The following is a 19,171-nucleotide window of genomic DNA, read 5'->3' as shown; positions in this document are numbered from 1 at the left end:
AAATTCAGGAGCTCCCCGGGGTGTCGTTCATGCCCGGGGCGTCCCACAGTGCCGACCAGTTCGAGGTGTCCTCTTCGAACGGCAGCTCGTTGGAGAGGATGCCCTTGACCTGGATCTCCAGGGGATTGTCCCGCTGCTTCGGGCCCAATTGCACGAACGGGTAGAAGGTTCCGCGCTTGTACTGGTAGACCAACGCCATCCGACGCCCGTCGGGGTGGACGAAGTATACGGTGGTGCATAGCAGCATCGTGTCGAAGCCCTGGCTGACCAGCGCCGAGTTCACGGCGTGGATGTTCGTGACGAGGTTGACCACCTCGGCGTTCTCATCGGCAACGACCTGCCACGTGAATCCGAAGCCGTCGTTCTCCTGCCTCACCGAGGCGGCCGGGTCGGAGCCGATGAGGGCGACGCTTTCGGACTCAGCGGTTTGGAACGCGGCTCCCTCGACCTGACGGAAGGCGACGGCTCCGACGCCGGTGGGGGTGAAGCCGGTTGCGGCCTGCAGCGTCAGTGCCGCCGGCGGCAGGGCGAAGAGGTCGTCGAGGTTGGCCCGTTTCGGTTTGGACCGGCCGAGCAGTGCGTCGAAGAATCCCATGGAGCTCCTATTTCGGTGGTGCGCAGTTCAAAGGGTGCGGTGGGTGCTCACTCGGGACGAGAGAGCTGGGCGGAGATCTGTGCCAGCTGCTCCAGTCGCTTCTCGAGTGAGGGGTGCGTGGAGAAGAGCTGGCCGAAGGCGGCCTTTCCGCTGATGGCGGGGATGAGGGCGAGGTGGTTCGCCGAGGCGGAGGACCGCAGATCCTTCTCCGGGATCTTGGACATGTCTCCGCTGAGCTTCGTCAGCGCCGACGCCAGGGTGGACGGTGCACCGGTGAGGATGGCTGCGGCGCGGTCGGCGGCCAACTCGCGATACCGGGAGAGGGCACGGATGAGAACGAACGAGAGCCCGTAGACGACGGCTCCGACGAGGATGAAGAGCAGCTGGATCGGGATGCCGTTGTTATTGTTGTTCGACCGTCCGAAGCTCATGTAGTAACCGGCGCGCATCATCAGTGCGGCGACGACTCCGGTGACGCCGGCAACGGTCATCACCGTGACATCCCGGTGAGCGACGTGTGAGAGTTCGTGAGCGAGAACGACCTCGACCTCATCACGGTCGAGCTTCTCGAGCAGACCGCGGGTCACGCACACAACCGAGCGCCCGGGGGAGCGGCCGGTGGCGAAGGCATTGGGGATCGGAGAGTTCGAAACGGCCACGCGGGGCTTCGTCGAATCGGCCAGCTGGCAGAGTCGGTCGATGATCGTATGCAGCTCGGGAGCCTCCTCGGGGGAGACTTCCCGTCCGCCCATCGCACGCATGGCGATCTTGTCGGAGAAGTACCACTGGAAGAAGAACGCGCCGGCGCTGATGAGGACGGCGATGATGACGCCGCCGACGCTCTGGCCGATGATCAGCCAGATCGCGAGGATGAGCACGACATAGATGAGGCCGTTGAGGAAGATCGTCCATCCCATCCGCATGGTCAGTCCGTTGTCTTTGACGAAGCGATTCTTCATCGGGTTTCCTCTCTGGCAGTGGCAGAACCGGCCCACTGTCGAAGACAATGGGCCGGGTGCATTTCGGTGCTCTGTGGTTTCAGGCCGGGTCCGGGATGAAGCCCTCGCCGGTGAGCAGTTCGGCGATCTCGGCCAAGGTGGCGTCGACGAAGGGGATGACGACATCGGAGGATCCGAGGTAGTCATCGGCGACCGGCTGACCATTGGCCGTGACGTAGTCGTGCAGGGAGTTCAGCGCGGTGCGGGCGGCTTCCTCGTTGCCGGCGTTGACGGCATCTTCGACCTGGTTGTCGTACTTCTGGAGCAGGTCCTGGTCGACGTTCTTGACGTCGAACTGTCCTTCGCCCATGATGCGGATGATCATTGCTGATCCTCACCTTCGAGCGACTTCTGGTCCTGCTTCTCGGACCCGGCAGGCAGGGACTCACGCATCCGCTGGAGTTCCATCTCGACGTCGTTCTCGCTGGAGAGGGAGTCGAGCTGGGCCGTGATGTCGTCCTTCTGGGTTCCCGTGACGTCGTCGAGGGCACCTGAAGCGAGGAGCTCATCGACGGCACCGGCGCGGGCCTGCAGCGACGCGGTCTTGTCTTCGGCGCGCTGGACGGCGAGTCCGACGTCGCCGAGCTCTTCCGAGATGCCCGAGAACGCCTCGCCGATCTTGGTCTGCGCGTCGGCGGCGTTGTAGGTGGCCTTCAGCGTCTCCTTCTTCGTGCGGAAGGCGTCGACCTTGGCCTGCAGGCGCTGCGAGGCGAGAGTGAGCTTCTGCTCCTCACCCTGCAGTCCTTCGTGCTGGGTCTGCAGGTCGGTGATCTGCTGGGTCAGCCCGGACTTGCGGGTCAGTGCCTCGCGAGCGAGGTCTTCGCGACCGATCTGCATGGCTTTCTCGGCCTGACCGGAGAGCTTGTTCTGCTGCTGTTCGAGCTGGTTGATCTGCAGCTCGAGGCGCTTGCGGCTGGTGGCGACATCCGCAACACCACGACGGACCTTCTGCAGCAGCTCCAGCTGCTTCTGGTACGAATAGTCAAGGGTTTCGTTGGGGTTTTCGGCCTTGTCCAGAGCTTTGTTGGCCTTGGCACCGAAGATCGTCGCGATCCGTTGGAAGATACTCATCCGTAGTCGACTCCTGCATTGGTTTGACCCGACGCTGCCAACCCGATCCACTCCGGTCCGGAGATTCTTGGCCAACACCGCCGCGAACTATCGTTCTCAAGTCTACTGAGAAAGGCTGATAGTTTGCCAGACGCCGACTACGAGTACGAACAGATCCCGGCCGCGGTATCTCGGGATCCGCAGCCGGAGTCTGTGACACTTGGCGGGTGGGACTCGGTCGGTTCAGGGGGCGAAGAGACGCGAGTTCGCCGCCTCGACTTCGGAGTACTGCCGGGCCGCTGTGTGGAGTGCTCCGTGGACGGAGTTGAGCGATTCCATGAGCTGCTTCTGCGCACGCTCCCATTGGTTGACGACGGCTTGGAAATTCTGGGCCGCACTGCCGCGCCAGCATTCTTGTAGGGCGAGCAGATTGCGCATCATCGTGTCGGATTCGGACACGAGATTGCGGGAGGTGTTCGCGGCGGCTGTGGCAGCGGACTGGACGCGTTCGGCGTCGACTTCGAAACTCATCATCGCTCCTCTTGGTCAGAGACGTTCCGCCGCGGTCGGGCGAGACGACATCAGTGTCGGCTGACGCGGCAGAGGAGGGGAAGAGCAGAAACTGAGGGTGTGGACAGCGTTCTGCTGTCCACACCCTCCAGGTGGCTCAGTCACGACCGGATCCCCAAGCGCGGACGCTTGAGTGGTGGACGTTCGGGCGGCTGACCGCTGCAGCAGAGAACCGCCTCGGCGACTTGCCTACTGCAGCACGAGCGTGACGTCGAGCTTCTGTTCCTTTCCTCCCCGGACCACGGTGACCTCGACCGGAGTGTTCACCGGCTGGGCGCGGACGAGAGCGCGCAGGGCGATGGCGTTGTTCACCTTGGTTCCGGCCACCTCGATGATGTCGTCTCCGTCCTTGATTCCGGCCTTGGCCGCAGGGGATCCGCTTGCCACGGACTGCACCTTGGCGCTGCCGCGGCTGATCCCGCCGCTGTTGATGTGCCCGTCGGTGAGAGTGATGCCGAGGAACGGGTGCTGGGCCTTGCCGGAGGAGATGAGCTGGTCGGCGATCATCACGGCCTGGTTCGCGGGGATCGCGAATCCGATGCCGATCGATCCGGACTGACCTCCCTCGCCCTGGCTCAGCGATGCCGCCGCCGAGTTCACGCCGATGAACTGACCATCACCATTGACCAGCGGTCCGCCCGAGTTGCCGGGGTTGATCGCCGCATCGGTCTGGATGGCGTTCGTGATCGTCATCTCCTTCTCCTGCGAGGAGGCATCCTCGCCGATGTTCTCCGTCGACACCGGACGGTCGAGGGCGGAGACGATGCCGGTGGTCACGGTGTTGGCCAGACCGAGGGGGTTGCCCAGGGCCATCACTGGATCGCCCACGGTCAGCTTTTTCGAATCGCCGATGACCAGTGGTTTCACCCCGTCGGGCACCTGTTCGAGCTTGATGACGGCGATATCGGTCGAGGGATCGCGGCCGACGATCTTCGCCTCCGTCGTCTCGCCGTTCTTCATGGTCACGGCGATCTCGCCGTCGGGGGTGTCCGCCGGTGCGACGACGTGGTTGTTCGTGATGACGTGGCCCTGATCGTCGTACAGCGCACCCGAGCCGAGCCCCTGGACCTGGCCTCGAGTGCCGACCTGGATCGACATCACACTGTCCGAGGTCTTCTCTGCGACCTGCGTCCAATCGGGGGTCTCGATCGTCTCCTCGGCGACCTTGCGCGGTTCGTCCTGCTGCAGCGCCGAGAGCGCATAGTTCCCTCCGAACGCGAGAGCCCCACCGAGGAGCGCGGCCACCAGGCCGATCGCGATCGTCGCACCCCAGCCGGGTCCTTTCTTCTCTCGCCGAGCCGGCTGCTGAGCTCCGTACGGACCGAACCCGTCCGGCCCGACCGGACCACCGGGTCCGTTGGGATCTCCCGGGCCACCGGGCCCGGGCTGGGAACCGACGGCTGAGAATTCCGAGGAATAGGGGCCCGAGCCATGTGCGGCCGAATAGGCGTTGGAGCCGGTGGGCTGGCCGGGAGCGTTGTGCTGGTTCGAAGCGACCTGCTGAACAGAACCAGGCTGTTGGCCCGGAGCGTTCGGGTACCCGGGACCTTGGGGGTTCTGGGGATCGTTCGGGTTGCCGGGAGCGCCCGGGTAGCCGGCGGAACCTGTCTGCTGAGAGTTCGCTCCGGCGTGATAGGACCCAGCGCCGGCAGCTGCTGCTCCGGCTCCTGCCGCGGCGCCAGCTCCTGCTGCGGCTCCGGTTCCTGCTGCGGCTCCGGTTCCGCCAGCAGTCGAGCCAGTGCTGTTCTGTCTGGCGTTGTTCTGGCCCTGATGCGACTGAGGCCCATTCTGCTGGGGCTGACCGTACGGGGTACGGGGATGAGGCTGATTCGGCTGGACGTTCTGCCGATCAGGCTGCGGCTGATTGCCGAAATCGCCCTGGGCGCTCTGGTGTCCTGGATAGCCCGGCTGACCGCCCTGCCGTTGGCTGCCCGGCTGGTGCGAAGAGTGCTGCTGCCCGTTCGGCTGATACGGCGACGACTGCTGGGGGCGTCCCTGTTGGTCGGCTGGCTGACCCGACTGTCCGTCGTGTCGTTCGCCGGCGTATCCGTCCTGCTGCCCACCGGGCTGGTAGGGGGACGGCTGCTGGGAGGGGGAGCCGCCTCGGTGAGGGGATCCGTCCACAGGGCTCTGCGCCTGAGTCGACGGAACGTCGGGGCGTCTCTCGGGCGGTGCGACCGGTGGACTGACGCGTGCAGGGCCGTTGGGCTGGGACGGGAAGGTGCGCGGAACCTCGGCTCCGGACCCGCGGTAGCCACCGGCCGATGGGCTGCGACGTCCCCCGGCGGCGGAACCGCTGCCCTGATTTCCCGACGGACGCGGTGTCTGATCATCCGATCGGGAGCTGCGGGACACCTCATCCGGATTCTGAGGGTCGGTGTTCTCGTTCATCGCTCATCCTTTCGCGTGTCCGCAGTGGTTTCGCCGTTGTCGGAGATGGGCAGGTCGATGCGGAACGTCGCACCGCCGCCCGGAGTTTCGTGGACGGAGATCGCACCATGGTGGTTCTCCACGATCGCCTTGACGATCGACAGCCCGAGTCCGGATCCGCCGGTGTCCCTGGTCCGGGACACGTCGAGGCGGTAGAAGCGCTCGAAGATGCGCGGAACCACCTCGGGGTCGATGCCGTCGCCGTGGTCCCTGACCTCGAAGCGGACCCTGCCGTTGGGGAATCCTCGCAGTGACTCATCGACCGTGATCGATCCGGCCGCAGTGACATCGGGGACGATGTTCGCCGGCTCGGGAGCCTTGGACTGAGGCCCGGATTGGGACTCGGCTGGTGATGCGGACTGCGCCGCAGTCTGGGAGTCGGCCGCTGCACCATTCTGCGGTTCGGAATTCTGAGAATCGGAGGGTTGCGCCGACTGCGATCCGGACGGTGTCCTGAGCTGCCCGTTGTGCTGCCCCTCTCCCTGCTCCGCATTCGGCGCCTGACTCTCGGGCCCGACCTGACGGTCGGGCTTGGCCGGGGACTGAGCGGCGGTCCGGGGGTTTGGCTGGGTGTCGGCTTGGTCGTGTCCGGCAGAGTCGCCTCGGCGGAAGATGCGGACCCCACCGGTGACGAACCCGCGTTCACGGGGTTTGTCCTTCGCCCCGTTCTTCGCACCATTGCGACCGTTCTGGCCGCGGGCGCCGCTCTCACGGATCTCGCCGGTGTCTGCGGAATCGGGGTCGACCGACTCGGGGAGACCGACGACGCCGACGGCAAATTCGATCGCCGCATGCTCGGGGGTGTGCCGCACGGCGTTGCCGGCAAGGTTGACGATGACCTGGCGGATCTTCGATTCGGATCCGCGGATCATCGGCACGGGTTGGGCATCCTCACCGTCGAGTCCGATGAAGCTGATATCGCGGTCCGGGGCCTGTGCCGCGGCATCGGCGGCGGCATCGCGGACGACCTTGTGCAGATCGACCGGACCGATCTCGGCGGCACGCTGCTCGTCGAGCCTGGCCAGGACGACGAGATCGTCGACGAGGACGCCCATGCGCTTGGCCTCGGACTCCATCCGCTCCATCGCATTGGCCACGTCCTCGGACTTCGTGATCGCACCCTGCCGGTACAGCTCCGCATAACCGCGGATCGTGACCAGAGGCGTGCGCAGCTCGTGCGAGGCGTCGGAGACGAACTGGCGGATGCGCTTCTCCGAGCGGGTCTGCCCGTCGAAGGAGTCCTCGATGCGTCCAAGCATCGTATTCAGCGCCGCCGACAGCCGCCCGAGCTCGGTGTTGCGCGGATAGCTGGGCACACGTTGGGACAGGTCGCCGGCGGCGATGCGGGAGGCGGTCTTCTCGATATCGCGCAGCGGCCGGAACGTGTTGTTGATCGCCCAATAGCCGACTCCGGCGACCATCGCCAGGGCCAACAGGCCGATGCCGATCATCGTGTTCCGGGCCCGCTCGTTGATGTTGTCGACCTCGCGGTCGAAGGGCACCGCGATGGACACGAGCACGTCGGTGTTCTTCACCTTCATCGCTCGTGCTCGCCACTGCGAGCTCGTTCCGGCGACGGTGAAGGGCTCGCCGCCTCGGGAATAGACTTCCTTCTCGTTGATCTTCGGCAGGATCGGATGGTTCTGCGGCTCCGGGGCGACGGGGTCGCGGATCGGATCCCCGTCCGTGTTGTAGAACTGCACATAGAATCCACCCGGCAGGAGGCTCTTGAGCTGATCCCAGGAATTCGAATCGATCGTCGTCGACGACGGCGCATCCTCGGCGTCGTCGTCCCCGGACTGGAGTTCGGCCTTCTGGAACACATCTTGGTAGGCCTGCTTCGCCAGGGTCTCGGAGGCGCTGATGAGTCGTTCATCGGTGCGCTGGACGAGGCTGTCGCGCAGGTTCTCCAACACCCAAGCGCTCGTCCCCGTGAGGACGAGCAGCATGAGCAGCATCATGATGGCCAGCAGCTTGGTGGTCAGAGACCATTCTTCCCAGAAGCCGGGACGGGAGGGACGGGATTCTATTGCCACGTATGTAATCTATCGTCCTTGCATGGACGACTACTTGGATTCCGGTGTGCGCAGCATGTAGCCGACCCCGCGCTTGGTCTGGATCATCGGCGTCCACTCCATCTCGACGGGGTGGCCGGCGGCATCCGTCTCCGGGGTGACGTCGATCTTGCGGCGCAGGTAGGAGATATAGGACTCCACGATTCCGGTGTCTCCGCCGAAGTCGTATTCCCACACGTGGTCGAGGATCTGCGACTTCGACAGCACGCGGTTCGTATTCAGCATGAGGTAGCGCAGCAGCTTGAACTCGGTGGGGGAGAGGTCGATGAGGATGCCGGAGCGGCGGACCTCGTGGGTATCGTCGTCGAGTTCGAGGTCGCCTGCCACGATGACGGCGTTCTCCTCGTCTTCGAGGTTGCGGGTGCGGCGGAGGACGGCGCGGATGCGGGCGACGACCTCTTCGAGGCTGAAGGGCTTCGTCACATAGTCGTCACCGCCGACGGTCAGGCCGGTGATCTTGTCCGAGGTGTCGTCGCGGGCGGTGAGGAACACGACGGGGGCGTTCATCCCGATCTGGCGCAGACGGCGGGTGACGGTGAAGCCGTCCATGTCCGGGAGCATGACGTCGAGGACGAGGAGGTCGACCTCGGTCTGCTCGGCCAGGCGCAGCGCCTCGGCGCCGTTTGCGGCAGAGACGACGTCGAAGCCGGCGAAGCGGAGACTGGTGGACAGGAGTTCGCGGATATTGGGCTCATCATCGACAACGAGCAGGGTGGCTTCGATGTCGGTGTCGTTCTGTGCTGTAGTCATGGCTCCAGTCTGAGACCCATTTCTGGGAGTGGGCTGGAGGTCAGCTGAATGCGAATGTGTCATGCGTCACTGGAGAACTCTCAGGAAAGTCCTTTTGGGTCCTGGGTCGGGCATTCGTTCTCAGGAACGAAAGCGCGATTTCAGTGAAAGATGTGGCTGTGACCAGCTTGCGTTCAGAAATGCTCGCCGACGCGGCGGTGGGTGGATGGGTTCAGCTCACAGTGGGCGCGGCGGGCGGGGTCCGGGAGGCATCGGGAAGACGGTGCCCGACCGGGATGTCGGATTCTCGCGGATCTCACGAGGTGGGCGGAGGTCGAAGAGCTGCTGGGTGACGGCGAAACGCCGAACCCGCTCAGGGCGTTGGCGGTCATAGACCACCTGGCCGACAGTGCCCCGCATCGACGGGTCCTGCTGGACGAGGTGACGGGCCCAGCGGTCCCTGCCGTTGTTGTCGACGAAATGAACAACGGTCAGGGTTGGGCCCCTCGACTGGGCCTGTGCCGAGTAGTCGATGACTCTTCCCTCTGCGAGGGCGACATTGGGGTGGGGTGGGCGGTCGAGGATCGGATAACGGGCCTTGCGGAATGCGAGCAGGGAGACGGCGATGAGTCCGACACCGGCGGCGATCGCAACCACCCACCAGACGGGAGCCGCGTCCGTCATGGCTGGAGCGAAGCCGAGGCCGAGCCCGCCGCCGGATCCGAGCGCTGCCAGTTGGTATCGGAAAAAGCGAGAGAGGCTGCCGCCGGTGCGGAAGCGGCCGAGGGCTGCGAGCACGAGCAGAAAACTGGCGGTGACAGAGGCGATGGCCACAATGACCGCGATGGCGCTGAAGAGCGTCTTTTCGCTCAGCAATCCTCCGGGGCCCGCAGGAAGCAAAGCCAGCGCCGCAATGGCGAACCCAGATGTCAGCGTGACGGACATGGTGATGATGCCTGCTAGGCCGGCGGCGAGCTTGCGTCCGGCGGTGATGTGCAAGGGCTGAAGTGACATGGGCGGCTCCTCGGGTCAGTTGTGGGAGTCGGCGTCGGAATGGCGGGCGCGGAACGCCGCAACATGAGTGCGGGTGGCGCAGCTGCCGGTATCGCAGAAGCGCTTCGAACGATTGCGGCTGAAGTCGGCGAGGTAGGCGCGGCAGTCCTCGGCGGCGCAGCGCCCGAGCCGGTCGAGGTCGCCGGAGCGGATGAGGTCGATGAGGACCAGGGCGACATCGGCGGCAACTCGATCCGCGAGGCTGGCTTGAGCGCCGGTGGCGTGCAGGTGCCAGTCCCAGTTGTCATGTTTGACCAATTGCGGCACGGAACCCGAGTCGCTCAGTGTGAGATTGATCTCATCGACGACCGCGACCGCCCCCGCTTCGACCTCATCATCCGTCTCGGCGTCGATGCTCGCGTCCAGTGCTGCGGCGAATCTGCGGCGCAGCTCCAGGGTCTCGTCGACGTCGCTTCTGGTGGCGGTCAAGGGTCCGGAGAAGTCGTGCCGGGCCGCAAATTCGCGGAGTTTTGCGGTTGTCGTCAGCTCGTCGCCGCCGTCCGTGATGTCACCGGAGGTGTTGAGCAGGTCGACGAGCATCGTGAGGTTCGCGCGAATGTCGTAGATGAAAGCCATGGTGAATAACATTCTGCCACAGGATGTAAGGACCAAAATGCACTTGACCCATTTCAATTTCAGGGCCGATACTGAAACCGGCAGCCATCGGAGCGCCTCGGCGAGGGGAACCGGCAATCGTCGGACCGCCTCGGCGAGGGGATGATCCGCCACCGCAACATCCACTCAGCGTCGCTCCACCGACTCAACACCGCACCACCACCTCGGGGACGTCTGTCCTTGTACGCCACTCAACGTTTCACCACATCAGGAGGTCAGGAATGAATCGCACCGTCATCGCAGGGTTCCTGCTCACTCTTGCCTCCGCGTTCTTCTTCGCGGTGTCGGGGCCGATCGCGAAGACGATGTATGCGATCGGGTGGACGCCCGGCGCGGTGGTGCTCATCCGCTTGGCCGGATCCGCAGTCCTGCTGCTCATCCCCACCCTCATCGCCCTGCGCGGACGCTGGGGCGAAGTGCTCACGCACTGGCGCACCGTCGTCACCTACGGCCTGGTCTCGATGGCCGGCGTTCAGGGGTTCTACTTCGTCGCCGTCGAACACCTCACCGTGGCCGTGGCGCTGCTGCTGGAGATGACCGCGCCGATGCTCATCGTCTTCTGGATCTGGGCGCGGACCCGGACCCGGCCGGCGACCGTGACATTCATCGGTGTCATCGTCTCCATGATCGGCCTCCTGCTCGTGCTCAATCTGCGCGGATCGTCGATCAGCATCTTCGGCGTGGTCATGGCCATGGCTGCCGCGGTCTGCCTGGCCAGCTACTTCCTCGTCTCTGCGAAGGACACGATCACGATCCCGCCGGTGGCGCTGACCGGTCTGGGCATGGGCATCGGGGCGCTGGCGATGTCGGCCATCGTGCTCGCCGGCATCATGCCGTGGAACGCGGTGACGGCGGATGTCGACTTCGGCGGGGTGCCGATGTCGTGGGTCGTGCCGATGGCGATGATCGTCGTCTTCACGGTCGGCGCCTACATCACCGGGATCCTCGGTCTGCGCTATGTCGGGGCGACGGTCGGATCGTTCGTCAACCTCGTCGAGGTCCCGTTCTCCGTCATCGTCGCCTGGCTGGTTCTCTTCGAGATGCCCGCCCCGATCCAGCTCTTCGGCGGAGTCTTCATCCTCGGCGGCGTCGGCTTCATCAAGTGGGGCGAGTCCCGCCTGGCACGCCGCGTCGCCCGCCGCGAGGTAGTCGCCAAGTCCGACGCAAACACAACTTCCCTAATTACTACCTGACGGCGGCTCAGCAACCTGGCGCCAGGTTGCTGAGCCGCCGTCAGGTAGCAATTGAGGGGAGTGTCAGCGGACTTCGATGCTGTAGCTGTAGCCCTGCTCGGTGAGGAAGCGGCGGCGCTGAGCGGCAAAATGCTCATCGACGGTATCGGCGGCGACGACCGTGTAGAACGTGGCCGAACCCTGGTCTTCCTTCGGACGCAGAATCCGTCCGAGGCGCTGGGCCTCCTCCTGCCGGGACCCGAAGGCTCCGGAGACCTGGATCGCCACCGAGGCGGCCGGCAGATCGACGGAGAAGTTCGCGACCTTCGAGACCACAAGCACGGGAATCTCCCCGGACCGGAACTCGCGGAAGAGCTCCTGGCGCACCGATTCCGGGGTCTGCCCGGTGAGCACGGGCGCACCGAGTTCGGCTCCGATCTCCTCGAGCTGATCGAGATACTGACCGATGACGAGGATCTGCGCATCCGGATGATCGGCGACGAGTTCGGAGACGATCGGCAGCTTCGCATCCGATGTCGCGGCCAGCCGGTATCGGTCCTCGCCGTCGGCGCGGGCATACGCGGTTCGGGTTCCGCCGTCGAGGCGGACGCGGACTTCATGACAGGAGGCCGAGGCGATATACCCGAGCCGTTCGAGTTCCTTCCACGGCACTTCGTACTGCTTGGGTCCGATGAGGGAGAACACCTCGTCCTCGCGTCCGTCCTCACGCACCAGCGTCGCGGTCAGGCCGAGGCGACGACGTGCCTGGAGGCTTGCGGTCAGCCGGAAGATCGGTGCTGGCAAGAGGTGCACCTCGTCGTAGATGACCAGGCCCCAGTCCTTGGCATCGAGGAGTTCAAGGTGGAGGTACGAGCCCTTCCTCCGGGTGGTGAGCACCTGGTAGGTGGCGATGGTGATCGGGCGGATTTCCTTCGTCGATCCCGAATATTCGCCGACTTCGTCTTCGGTCAGGGTGGTGCGGCGCAGGATCTCGTCCTTCCACTGCTTCGCCGAGACCGAGTTCGTCACGAGGATGAGCGTCGTCGTCTGCACCCGCGACATGGTGGCCACACCGACGACTGTCTTCCCGGCACCGCACGGCAGAACGACGACCCCGGACTCACCGGACAGCGACTGGTCGATCGCCTGCCTCTGGTAGTCGCGCAGGTGCCATTGACCGCCGTGGGCATCATCGGACAGTGAGATCTCGTGGGCTTCGCCGTCGACATAGCCGGCGTGGTCGGACACCGGGTGTCCCAGTTGCAGCAGTGCGTGTTTCAGCTCACCACGTTCGGAAGGATGGACGAGGACGGATTCGGCATCGATGCGTTTGCCGAACTTGCCGACGAGATCGGGCTGACCGACAAGCTCATCGAGCAGTCCCGTCTCCGTTGACGTCAGGGTCAGACCGTGGATCGGATGGTCGATGAGCGTGAGCACACCGAAACGGTCCATGATGTCGACGATGTCGACGAGGAGTTCGTGCGGGACCGGGTACTTCGCGAATTCGAGGAGCACGTCGACGACGGATTCGGCATCATGGCCGCTGGCGCGAGCGTTCCACAGCCCCAGCGGAGTGATCTCATAGGTGTGGATGTACTCCGGGGTCCGCGACAGCTGCGCGAACGGGGCGATCGCCACGGCCGCCTCGACGGCCAGGGGATGTCCCGATTCCAGCAGCACAGTCCGATCGGACTGCACGATCAACGGACCATTCATTCAATACTTCCCTTCCCGAAGTGTGATGACACCAGAGGACACAACACGTCCATCACCCCGATTGTTCCCGCTCCGAGCTACCTGTCGGGGGCGCAGCAACCTGGCGCCAGGTAGCTGGGACGCCGTCAGGTAGCAATTAGGGGGAGGGGTCGACGGAGACGATGCGGGCGACGGACAGGGAGGCCTCGGCGCCGGTGGTCGTCACCACTCCGCGGACGCGGCCGGCGTTGAGGGTGGCCGGCAGCATCTCGATCGTCCGTTCCTTGCCGTGGGAATCCGCGATCCGAATGAGCACGCGACGCTTCGCCTCCGCCGCTTCCCGCAGCCGATCCATATGCCCCAAAGGCTCATCCGTGCTCACCTGGGCGGCCGCCGCCGGTGCGGACCGCAGGATCCGAATATATTCGCCGAGGTGGCCGTCACTGACCCGCGGACGTCGCCTCACGCTGACCTCGGGTTCCGATTCGGTGATCACCCGGCGTTTGCGCACGGGTCCGGCCGCCGCATGCAGCAGAGCATGGTGATCCCCGGCCTCGAGCAGGTGCATCGTTCGCTCCGGGCCCAGCTGAGCGATCGCCACGGTCGGAGCCAGACGTTCGAGACCGGCCGGCATCATGGCCTGATCGGAGAGGATGACATCGAGGTCGACCGGGTCGTCGACGATGAGCACCGCCCTGGCACCTGCCACCCGCACTCGACGCAGCTTCGAAGCCGTGTTCTGCACGAGGAACTCCAGCGTCGACGGCAGCTCTTCGGCACTGATCTCGGCGAGTTCGGCCAACGCCTCCTCCGGGGTGAGCCCGGCCTGCATCGTGTCCTCGATGGTCTCGGCGTCGATGCGGTAGACGGTGCCCTGACCGCGGGCCTCGACGACGGCGTACTTGCGCAGAATATGGTGGACCCGCGGTTCGATCGGTCCGGTGGCCACGGCGGTGAGATCGGACTGGATGAGCACTGTGTCGACCTCGGCCCCCAGCCCCTCGGTGACTGCGGCGATGACATCCCCGGGCACGGTCAGGGCCTCGACGGACACGCCCAGGGGCAGGATCGAGGGGTCCTGCTCGGCATGCTCGGCCATCGCCCGATCCAGTCCGGCGGCCAGTCGGAGTCCGAACCGGCTCGGGCCGAAATGATCCGGCTCCTGCAGCGGAGTCGTCGCCAACCCGAAGCTCACACAGGTGTGGAGAACGGCCTCGGTCATTGCGAATTCGTGCGCCGGCAGCAGCGGATGCCGACGCAGCACCTCGGCATGGATCCACCCGGCCGACCGTGCCGAGCCCAGACCGATGTCGTGGAGGACGGAGAGCACGGCGAAGCGAAGGAGCGGCATCGCCGGCACCGACAGCCCGTACCCTTTGAACAGGGACTTCTTCGGGGTGGCGAGCACGGTGAGGCGTTCGTTCTCGCTCGTCCCCGCCGCCAGCTGCGTGACGTCGAGCAGTTCGCGCAGCCATGCCCCGACTAGTGCCGCCCACAGTTCGGCACGGTCTCCGGCGAGGGCGGAATCGGCGTCATCGGCGGCCGTCCATTGCGGATCGAGGGCATCGTCGAGGACTCCGATGAGGTGCAGCGACTTCGCCGCCTGCAGCAGGGTGATCGTCTGCTCGAGTCCCAGTTCGAGGGTGCGGGCGAGTCGGGAGACGTCCCGTTTCGAGATGCCGCCGCTGGTCAGCCGGGAGATCGGGGAGGCGGCGAGTTCATCGACGAGTCCGCGCAGGGACGAGATCCCCTCGGCCACGGCGGCCTGTTCGCTGTTGTGGATGAGCGGCTGGCCGATCGTGGCCGTGGACGAATCGATCGCGGACCCGTCGATCTGCCACGGGTAGGCCCGGGCGGATTCGGCCGCCGAAGTCGGCAGCAGGGTGATGGCCTCGGACTGGATCCGCCAGTTCCCATCCCCACCTGCCGGCCATGCCAGGCCGAGGTCGCGCAGTCGGGGCAGGGCCGCCTCGGCGAGGGCGGGATCGATATGCGGATTGCCCGTGATCTTGATCTCCGGCGTCGTCCGGGCCGCCTTGGCCAAGGCGATGAAGACCTCGAGCGACTGCGCATCGAGAGCTTCGATGCCGCGGGAGACCCCGATGCGCGAGGACGCGGCCGCGGCCAGCGCCGCCATCGTCGGGGACTCGGGTTGGAGGAGGTCGCGACGGGTCCGGACGAAGGACTCGAAGTCGGCATCTGCACTGTGGGACAGCCACTGGCTGAAGGTCATTGACATCGCAGATCAGTCTATCGCGAGGGGTACAATGGAGGTGCAGAGAAGGATCAGAGATCGGACGGAAGGACGCGCATTGTCAGCCACTCGAGTCGACACGACCATCGTCGTCGCCGCGGTTGCCGCCGCAGCCATCGGGGCGCTCGGCCTCATCGGCGTCCTCGGCCAGGCCTGGATGGGACTCACCCCCAGTCCGCTGCTGACCTACCTGCCCATGATCCTCGTGCCCATCGCCGTCATCCTCGCCTGCGTGGCCATGATCCGAGCCGCCATCCGACGCAGACAGACCGGGGTGGGCCACCGCTGAAACCATCACTCATGCCTCACCCCGCAGGTTCGGGTACGGGCATGAGTCCCACCCGCACAGTGTGATCGAAGGGCGCGGATCCCCACCTCGCCGAGGCGGCCGACCACCCAGTTGTGCACGCACCCGTGATCTCCCGCCGCCGACTAGGCGCTCGCCGCCACCGTGCACGTGACCTTCACAGATCGGTGAGAGTCAGGGATCATAGCGCCGATTCGATGCCCTCGGTCCCGCAGCCGGCATGGTCCGACCGACGGCGATGAGGACGAACGAGCACAGCGACCACACCACCCGACCAGCTTCCCGGCCGCGGAATCCGACTCCGCAGCCGACCGACACACAGCCCGCACCTGCGGGCACCGTACGATCAGCCCGCCTCAGCGGGTACGAACAGACAGAAAGGACATCATGCCCACCGGACGCGTGAAATGGTTCGATGCCGACAAGGGCTTCGGCTTCGTCATCGCCGAGGACGGCTCGCAGGCCTTCCTCCATTCCTCCGTGCTGCCCGAGGGAGTCGAAGTCACCAAGGGCACCCGGCTCGAATACGATGTCGTCGATTCCCGCCGCGGAGCGCAGGTGCTCAAGGCCCGCCCGATCACCACTCCCGGCAAAGTCGCCAAGGCCCGCCGACGTCCGGCCGTGGACATGGCAGTTATGGTTGAAGATGTCATCAAAGTTTTGGATGACCTCAACAACGGACTGCAGCACGGCCGTTACCCGGACCCCACCCATGGGAACAAGGTCGCCAGCCTGCTGCGGGCGATTGCCGACGATTTGGAGTCCTGATGTCATCACTGTTCAGTGATTGGCTGGCCCGGCAGACCGCCGCGCCCGCCGAGAACGACGCCGAACAGACCACCGAGGCGGCCCCGGGCAGCGATGCGCCCGCCGCTGCGGGCGAATCGACCGCCGCTGGAAGTGCGGTCGCCGCGGATTCCGGCACGGCCGCCTCGGCGAAGGCATCGAAGACTGGTCGTCCGCGATCGGGCACGGAGAAGGTCGTCCTCGACACCCAGCTGGCCGCGGCGATCGACATCGCCCGCACCGCCATCACCGAGGTGGCCGGCACTGCCGTCGTCGGCGAACACCTGGGCGCGGTGGCCGAGGCGACCCGCCTCGTCACCCACTACTTCGTGTGCACCGACCCGACCTACCGCGGTTGGCGGTGGGTGGCCGTGCTCGCCCGCGCTCCGCGCGCGAAGAAGGTCACGGTCTGCGAAACCGCGCTGCTGCCCGGTCCCGATGCTCTCGTCGCCCCCGAATGGGTGCCGTGGGAGGAACGACTCGAACCCGGCGATATGGGCCCGCGGGACACCCTGCCGAAGCTCGACCAGGACCCGAACCTGCAGCCGGGCTTCCAACAGACCGAGGACAACTCGGCGGACAACATCGACCAGATCCAGAACTTCGAATTCGGTCTCGGTCGTGAACGCGTGCTCTCCTCCGACGGGCTGAGCGCGGCCGCGAGCCGATGGTCGGAATCCGATGCCGGACCCGACAGCGAGTTCGCCTCACGCGCGGCCGGACACTGCGGCAGCTGCGGCTACCTCATGCCGATCGCCGGATCGCTGCGCCAGAAGTTCGGGGTCTGCGCCAATGCGTGGTCGCCGTTCGACGGTCGCGTGGTCGGACTCGAATCCGGATGCGGTGCGCATTCGGAGACCGATGTGAGACGGCCGAACAACGAGCCTGCTGAAGCCGTCGTCGACGACTACTCCGGCGAGCTCGAGTTCCAGGAGGGCTGAACCACTCGATGTCCCAGATGTTCCGGTCGCTGTCGGAGCCGAACTACCGGCACTGGTTCGCCGGTGCCCTGATCTCCAACACCGGGACATGGATGCAGCGCACGGCGCAGGACTGGATCGTCCTGACCATGCTCACGGACAACAACGCTTCGGCGCTCGGCCTCACCATGGCGCTGCAGCTGGGACCGCAGCTGATCATGTTCCCGTTCGCGGGAAACCTCGTCGACAAGTTCGACAAACGGCGTCTGCTCATGGTCACTCAGGCGCTGCTGGGATTCATCGGACTCGTCCTCTTCGTCCTCACCATCACCGACGTCATCGTCCTCTGGCACGTCTACGTACTTGCGTTCACGCTCGGGATGCTCACGACCCTGGACAACCCGGCCAGGCAGGCCTTCGTCTCCGAACTCGTCGGTGAGAAGCTGCTGCCGAACGCCGTCAGCCTCAACTCGGCGTCCTTCAACGGCGCACGCATGATCGGACCCGCCGTGGCCGGTGTGCTCACCGCCGTCATCGGCCCCGGTCCCGTCTTCCTCATCAGCGGCCTCGGCTTCGCAGCGACGCTCACGGTGCTCCTCCGGCTCGACAAGTCGAAGCTGCATCCTTCCGGTCGACGCGGCAAGGGCGGAGTCCTCGGCGGACTGAAATATCTGCGCAGACGCCCGGACATCACGGTCGTGCTCGTTGTGCTGTTCATCGTCGCGACCTTCGGATTCAACTTCAACATCTACACGGCGACGATGGCGAAGATCGAGTTCGGCAAGGACGCCAGCGGCTTCGGTCTGCTCAACTCCGTCATGGCCATCGGGTCCGTGACCGGGGCACTCGCCTCGGCCAGGCGGGAGAAGCCCCGCCTGCGCTTCATCTTCGGCGCCGCCGGCGGATTCGGTATCGCCGTCGGCGTGGCATCGCTGATGCCCAACTACTATCTCTTCGCCGCCTCGCTGATGTTCGTCGGCTTCGCATCGCTGACGATGATGACTTCGGCGAACGCCTATGTGCAGACGACCACCGCGCCGAACTACCGCGGTCGAGTCATGGCCATCTACGCGGCCGTCGTCATGGGCGGCACCCCGATCGGGGCACCGCTGGCCGGCTGGGTCGCCGATGCCTTCGGGCCGCGGATGGCACTCGTCGTCGGAGCCGCCTCGGGGATCATCGCCTTCGCGGTGGGGCTGCTGTGGATGATCACGGCCAAGGATCTGCGCCTCCACCGGGACCCGAAGTCGCGGATCCGGCTGCACATGAGCTATCAGGGCAGGCCACCGGGCGGCACCGGGCACTGACGAGCTCGAGCGAGATTCCGCACTCGGCGGGCCCGGAGGTTCGTGTCATAGAATTTCGGTCGACCGCCTCGGCGAGGGATTCGAGGGTCGCCCAAAGGAAACGGACGGACTGTGACAACTGACATCATCACCTCGGCGCTCGTGGGCCTGGCGATCCTCGTCGGCTGCCTGGGCATCATCGTGCCGGTGCTTCCCGGGTCGATCCTCATCGCCATCGCGGTGCTCGTCTGGGCGATCATCATCGGCGGACCGGCCGCGTGGATCATCTTCGCCATCGTCGCGGTGTTCGTCGCTGCCGGAATGAGCGCCTCACTCGTGCTCACCGGTCGCAAACTCAAGTCCATGCAGGTGCCGAACTCCTCGGTGCTGCTGGGCGGGGTGCTCGCCATCATCGGCTTCTTCGTCATCCCCGTGCTCGGCCTGCCCATCGGCTTCGTCGGCGGCCTCTACCTCGCCGTGTATGCCCGCCTCAAGGACGGGAAGACGGCGTGGAACTCCAGCTGGGAATCGATCAAGGCGATCGGCCTCGGCGCTGCCATCGAGTTCATCCTCGCCATGCTCGCCGCCATCACCTTCGGCATCGGCGTGCTCATCCACTTCTTCGGCTGAGGG

18 protein-coding genes are annotated in these 19,171 nt (G+C 65.5%); 6 read left to right on the top strand and 12 right to left on the bottom strand.

Going from position 1 to position 19,171, the window contains the following annotated elements:
• Window positions 1–4: 4 nt before the first annotated feature.
• The 10 genes from pspAB to LJ362_RS13825 all read right to left on the bottom strand — a co-directional run bounded on the left by pspAB (window position 5) and on the right by LJ362_RS13825 (window position 10,076).
• A complete protein-coding gene (gene pspAB / locus LJ362_RS13870; RefSeq protein ID WP_264799628.1) occupies window positions 5–595 on the bottom strand; it encodes a PspA-associated protein PspAB in 591 nt (196 codons plus the stop codon).
• A gap of 47 nt (window positions 596–642) precedes the next feature.
• A complete protein-coding gene (gene htpX, locus LJ362_RS13865; protein ID WP_264799627.1) occupies window positions 643–1,554 on the bottom strand; it encodes a zinc metalloprotease HtpX in 912 nt (303 codons plus the stop codon).
• 79 nt (window positions 1,555–1,633) lie between these two features.
• Window positions 1,634–1,918: a PspA-associated protein PspAA gene (gene pspAA / locus LJ362_RS13860; RefSeq protein ID WP_264799626.1), complete on the bottom strand. Its 285-nt coding sequence runs from the start codon at window positions 1,916–1,918 to the stop codon at window positions 1,634–1,636.
• Complete coding sequence (locus tag LJ362_RS13855; RefSeq protein ID WP_039208503.1) at window positions 1,915–2,664, bottom strand: PspA/IM30 family protein; 750 nt, start codon at window positions 2,662–2,664, stop codon at window positions 1,915–1,917. Before LJ362_RS13855 ends, pspAA begins: the two co-directional genes overlap by 4 nt.
• Window positions 2,665–2,886: 222 nt before the next feature.
• On the bottom strand, window positions 2,887–3,174 hold the full coding sequence (locus LJ362_RS13850; protein ID WP_035321190.1) for a WXG100 family type VII secretion target: 288 nt from the start codon (window positions 3,172–3,174) through the stop codon (window positions 2,887–2,889).
• Between the two features lie 228 nt (window positions 3,175–3,402).
• Window positions 3,403–5,604: a trypsin-like peptidase domain-containing protein gene (locus tag LJ362_RS13845; protein WP_264799625.1), complete on the bottom strand. Its 2,202-nt coding sequence runs from the start codon at window positions 5,602–5,604 to the stop codon at window positions 3,403–3,405.
• Window positions 5,601–7,679, bottom strand: coding sequence for a sensor histidine kinase (locus LJ362_RS13840; protein ID WP_264799624.1), 2,079 nt, complete (start codon window positions 7,677–7,679; stop codon window positions 5,601–5,603). Before LJ362_RS13840 ends, LJ362_RS13845 begins: the two co-directional genes overlap by 4 nt.
• Before the next feature lie 30 nt (window positions 7,680–7,709).
• Window positions 7,710–8,468 (bottom strand): response regulator transcription factor, encoded by a 759-nt coding sequence (locus tag LJ362_RS13835; RefSeq protein ID WP_101543636.1) that lies wholly within the window; start codon window positions 8,466–8,468, stop codon window positions 7,710–7,712.
• A gap of 216 nt (window positions 8,469–8,684) precedes the next feature.
• Window positions 8,685–9,461 (bottom strand): hypothetical protein, encoded by a 777-nt coding sequence (locus LJ362_RS13830; protein WP_264799623.1) that lies wholly within the window; start codon window positions 9,459–9,461, stop codon window positions 8,685–8,687.
• A gap of 15 nt (window positions 9,462–9,476) precedes the next feature.
• Window positions 9,477–10,076, bottom strand: a complete 600-nt coding sequence (locus LJ362_RS13825; RefSeq protein WP_264799622.1) for a CGNR zinc finger domain-containing protein — start codon at window positions 10,074–10,076, stop codon at window positions 9,477–9,479.
• Between the two features lie 260 nt (window positions 10,077–10,336).
• Here LJ362_RS13825 and LJ362_RS13820 point away from each other — a divergent pair, with 260 nt between their 5' ends.
• A complete protein-coding gene (locus tag LJ362_RS13820; RefSeq protein WP_264799621.1) occupies window positions 10,337–11,308 on the top strand; it encodes an EamA family transporter in 972 nt (323 codons plus the stop codon).
• A gap of 63 nt (window positions 11,309–11,371) precedes the next feature.
• Here the strand turns inward: LJ362_RS13820 and LJ362_RS13815 are convergent, their stop codons facing one another.
• Together LJ362_RS13815 and LJ362_RS13810 are read right to left on the bottom strand one after the other, a co-directional pair.
• Window positions 11,372–13,006: a DNA repair helicase XPB gene (locus LJ362_RS13815; RefSeq protein WP_264799620.1), complete on the bottom strand. Its 1,635-nt coding sequence runs from the start codon at window positions 13,004–13,006 to the stop codon at window positions 11,372–11,374.
• A gap of 136 nt (window positions 13,007–13,142) precedes the next feature.
• The gene (locus LJ362_RS13810) at window positions 13,143–15,224 is read right to left on the bottom strand and encodes a helicase-associated domain-containing protein (protein WP_264799619.1); all 2,082 of its coding nucleotides are present in this window, start codon (window positions 15,222–15,224) and stop codon (window positions 13,143–13,145) included.
• A gap of 73 nt (window positions 15,225–15,297) precedes the next feature.
• On the opposite strand from LJ362_RS13810, the gene LJ362_RS13805 reads away from it, so the two are divergent.
• The 5 genes from LJ362_RS13805 (at window position 15,298) to LJ362_RS13785 (ending at window position 19,168) form a co-directional block, all read left to right on the top strand.
• Complete coding sequence (locus tag LJ362_RS13805; RefSeq protein ID WP_101543627.1) at window positions 15,298–15,528, top strand: hypothetical protein; 231 nt, start codon at window positions 15,298–15,300, stop codon at window positions 15,526–15,528.
• 405 nt (window positions 15,529–15,933) lie between these two features.
• The gene (locus tag LJ362_RS13800) at window positions 15,934–16,314 is read left to right on the top strand and encodes a cold-shock protein (protein ID WP_101543626.1); all 381 of its coding nucleotides are present in this window, start codon (window positions 15,934–15,936) and stop codon (window positions 16,312–16,314) included.
• Window positions 16,314–17,273, top strand: a complete 960-nt coding sequence (locus tag LJ362_RS13795) for a DUF3027 domain-containing protein (RefSeq protein ID WP_264799618.1) — start codon at window positions 16,314–16,316, stop codon at window positions 17,271–17,273. Before LJ362_RS13800 ends, LJ362_RS13795 begins: the two co-directional genes overlap by 1 nt.
• An 8-nt stretch (window positions 17,274–17,281) precedes the next feature.
• A complete protein-coding gene (locus LJ362_RS13790; protein ID WP_264799617.1) occupies window positions 17,282–18,559 on the top strand; it encodes an MFS transporter in 1,278 nt (425 codons plus the stop codon).
• 111 nt (window positions 18,560–18,670) lie between these two features.
• Entirely contained in the window at window positions 18,671–19,168 is a 498-nt protein-coding gene (locus LJ362_RS13785) for a DUF456 domain-containing protein (RefSeq protein WP_264799616.1), read from the top strand.
• The last annotated feature ends 3 nt before the right edge of the window (window positions 19,169–19,171 follow it).

The organism is Brevibacterium sp. JSBI002 (genome assembly GCF_026013965.1).
Lineage (GTDB): Bacteria > Actinomycetota > Actinomycetes > Actinomycetales > Brevibacteriaceae > Brevibacterium.
This window is presented reverse-complemented; position numbering and strand designations above follow the sequence as displayed.

Excerpts from the sequence above, each read along its gene's own strand:
- LJ362_RS13820 (WP_264799621.1), top strand. The coding sequence starts at position 10,337 with ATGAATCGCACCGTCATCGCAGGGTTCCTGCTCACTCTTGCCTCCGCG.
- LJ362_RS13800 (WP_101543626.1), top strand. The coding sequence starts at position 15,934 with ATGCCCACCGGACGCGTGAAATGGTTCGATGCCGACAAGGGCTTCGGC.
- LJ362_RS13830 (WP_264799623.1), bottom strand. The coding sequence starts at position 9,461 with ATGTCACTTCAGCCCTTGCACATCACCGCCGGACGCAAGCTCGCCGCC.
- LJ362_RS13815 (WP_264799620.1), bottom strand. The coding sequence starts at position 13,006 with ATGAATGGTCCGTTGATCGTGCAGTCCGATCGGACTGTGCTGCTGGAA.
- LJ362_RS13790 (WP_264799617.1), top strand. The coding sequence starts at position 17,282 with ATGTCCCAGATGTTCCGGTCGCTGTCGGAGCCGAACTACCGGCACTGG.
- pspAB (WP_264799628.1), bottom strand. The coding sequence starts at position 595 with ATGGGATTCTTCGACGCACTGCTCGGCCGGTCCAAACCGAAACGGGCC.
- pspAA (WP_264799626.1), bottom strand. The coding sequence starts at position 1,918 with ATGATCATCCGCATCATGGGCGAAGGACAGTTCGACGTCAAGAACGTC.
- htpX (WP_264799627.1), bottom strand. The coding sequence starts at position 1,554 with ATGAAGAATCGCTTCGTCAAAGACAACGGACTGACCATGCGGATGGGA.
- LJ362_RS13850 (WP_035321190.1), bottom strand. The coding sequence starts at position 3,174 with ATGAGTTTCGAAGTCGACGCCGAACGCGTCCAGTCCGCTGCCACAGCC.
- LJ362_RS13810 (WP_264799619.1), bottom strand. The coding sequence starts at position 15,224 with ATGTCAATGACCTTCAGCCAGTGGCTGTCCCACAGTGCAGATGCCGAC.
- LJ362_RS13845 (WP_264799625.1), bottom strand. The coding sequence starts at position 5,604 with ATGAACGAGAACACCGACCCTCAGAATCCGGATGAGGTGTCCCGCAGC.
- LJ362_RS13795 (WP_264799618.1), top strand. The coding sequence starts at position 16,314 with ATGTCATCACTGTTCAGTGATTGGCTGGCCCGGCAGACCGCCGCGCCC.
- LJ362_RS13855 (WP_039208503.1), bottom strand. The coding sequence starts at position 2,664 with ATGAGTATCTTCCAACGGATCGCGACGATCTTCGGTGCCAAGGCCAAC.
- LJ362_RS13825 (WP_264799622.1), bottom strand. The coding sequence starts at position 10,076 with ATGGCTTTCATCTACGACATTCGCGCGAACCTCACGATGCTCGTCGAC.
- LJ362_RS13835 (WP_101543636.1), bottom strand. The coding sequence starts at position 8,468 with ATGACTACAGCACAGAACGACACCGACATCGAAGCCACCCTGCTCGTT.